3 protein-coding genes are annotated in these 2271 nt (G+C 41.0%); all 3 read left to right on the plus strand.

What is annotated here, in order from left to right:
- The coding region (locus AC1DPZ_RS25745) for an ABC transporter permease (RefSeq protein WP_477408864.1) at positions 1-424 on the plus strand (424 nt) is incomplete at its 5' end.
- Positions 425-634: 210 nt separating this feature from the next.
- Positions 635-1369, plus strand: a complete 735-nt coding sequence (locus AC1DPZ_RS25750) for a DUF2490 domain-containing protein (RefSeq protein ID WP_477408866.1) — start codon at positions 635-637, stop codon at positions 1367-1369.
- Between the two features lie 96 nt (positions 1370-1465).
- Positions 1466-2271 (plus strand): phosphopyruvate hydratase (gene eno / locus AC1DPZ_RS25755; protein WP_477408868.1); only part of this gene is annotated, 806 nt, incomplete at its 3' end.

The following is a 2271-nucleotide window of genomic DNA, read 5'->3' on the forward strand; positions in this document are numbered from 1 at the left end:
CTCGTTATTAGGTGCACTGTTTATTATTTTGGTAGGCCATTACCTGTTTGGCTTTACGCTGATACACGGCATAATTACTGTGTTGAATATGCTGGTGCTCTCTACCATGGGGCTTATCATATTTATGGGCTTTGGTTTTATCATATCGGGTATAGCTAAAAACGAAAGCACTGTTCCGCCGCTTTCCAACATCATCACCATGCCGCAGTTTTTACTGTCGGGCACATTCTTTTCGGTAACCGCATTCCCCAAATGGCTGCAGGCGGTTAGTAACGTATTGCCATTAACCCATCTTAATAATGCCATGCGCAAAGTAGCCTTTGAAGGTGCAGGTTTAGGCGATGTAACCCATCAGCTTTTGATACTGTTAATTTGGTTTGTTGCCACCTATGCTGTTGCGGTGAAGACGTTTAAATGGGAATGAGGGGAGTATCAAGTAGTTAGTATCAAGTAGCAGGACAGCTGCTATCGCCTTATTTCCCGAAGAAGAAATACATATTCAGCCGTCATTGCGGTACGAAGCGATCAAAGCGGTATATTGTAAATGCTTAACATTAATTTAACATTAACACTCTTAAACTTAACATTAAGATAACATTAAGGAAATATATTTGCAGCCATAAACCCTGTAATTATGTTTAAAGCCGTTATTAGTGCAGTTTTAGTGTTTGTTTTGTTAGCGATATACCCATTAACTGTTAAGGCCCAGGATTCAAAGGTTGGTACATGGGGTATAGCCACAGTGGTTTTGCCCGGCGATAGCAGCCATAAATGGGGTGGATATTCGGAATTGCAAATCCGCACCAATGATGTATTTTCCCAGTTTCAGTATTACGAGGCAAAGGCGGGTATAAGTTATGATCTGGATAGAAATTTTACAGCACTGTTGGGTACCGGTACTTATCACACATATGATTATACCGATTTAAGCAAAGGCCCTATAACCAACGAGTTTAGGTTATGGGAGCAAATGACAGTTAATCAATTTCTCTATCGCTTTAAATTTGAACATCGTTACCGTGTGGAGCAGCGTTGGGTAAACGGCGATTTCCGGAACCGTTTCAGATACAGGTTAAACATGTTTATCCCTTTAAATAATACCAAAATTGTTGCCAAAACGTTATTCATTTCCGTTTTCGACGAGGTGTTTTTTAACAACAAGGCCCCCAATTTTGAGCGTAACCGTGTATCTGCCGCATTGGGTTACCAGTTTGATAAAAAATGGATCTTACAGGCAGGCTGGATAAATCAGCGCAATTATACACTTACGCAAAGCAGCGGTAAAAATAATGTTATGCTTATGTTAATGTATCGCATCAATCGTAAAAATGCGGTTGAAAGTGAGCGTGTTCCTACAACAACAGATTAAGAAATATAACAAATACAAGATTTCAATTGTGATTTCTTGTTTTTGCTGTTAACTTAGCCGCCGGTTTACAAATTACAAATATCTGACAATAAAGAAATGAGCTTAATAATTGACGTACACGCCCGCCAAATTTTAGATTCGCGCGGTAACCCTACCATTGAAGTAGAAGTATTAACTGAGAATGGCGCTTTCGGCCGCGCTGCTGTACCTTCAGGTGCATCAACCGGTATTCATGAGGCCGTTGAACTTCGCGATGAGGATAAATCAAAATACATGGGTAAAGGCGTGTTAAAGGCCGTTGCTAACGTAAATGATATTTTAGCTCCGGAATTAAAAGGTATTGATGTTTTTGACCAAAATACTATCGATGCATTAATGATTGAGATTGATGGCACCGAAAACAAAGGCAAAATTGGCGCTAATGCTATTTTAGGCGTTTCTTTAGCGGTTGCTAAAGCTGCAGCACAAGAAAGCCGCCAGCCYTTATACCGCTATATTGGTGGCGTAAATGCCAATACCCTGCCTATCCCGATGATGAATATCGTTAATGGTGGTTCTCACTCAGATGCTCCTATTGCTTTCCAGGAATTTATGATCATGCCGGTTGGCGCGCCATCATTTTCTGAAGCGTTACGTTGGGGTACCGAAGTATTCCACAACCTGAAAAAAATTCTGCATGACCGTGGTTTATCAACCGCAGTTGGCGACGAAGGTGGTTTTGCACCAACCTTTGAAGGTACCGAAGATGGTGTTGAAACCATTTTGAAAGCGATCACTAAAGCCGGTTACAAACCAGGCGAAGATATTTTCATCGCTTTTGACTGTGCTGCATCTGAATTTTACAAAGACGGCAAATACGATTATACCAAGTTTGAAGGCGAAAAAGGTGCTATCCGCACCAG

The sequence above is a fragment of the Mucilaginibacter sp. P4_G9 genome, assembly GCF_056400985.1.

Bases quoted from the DNA above. Each gene is read 5' to 3' on its own strand.
- AC1DPZ_RS25750 (WP_477408866.1), top strand. From the start codon at position 635: ATGTTTAAAGCCGTTATTAGTGCAGTTTTAGTGTTTGTTTTGTTAGCG.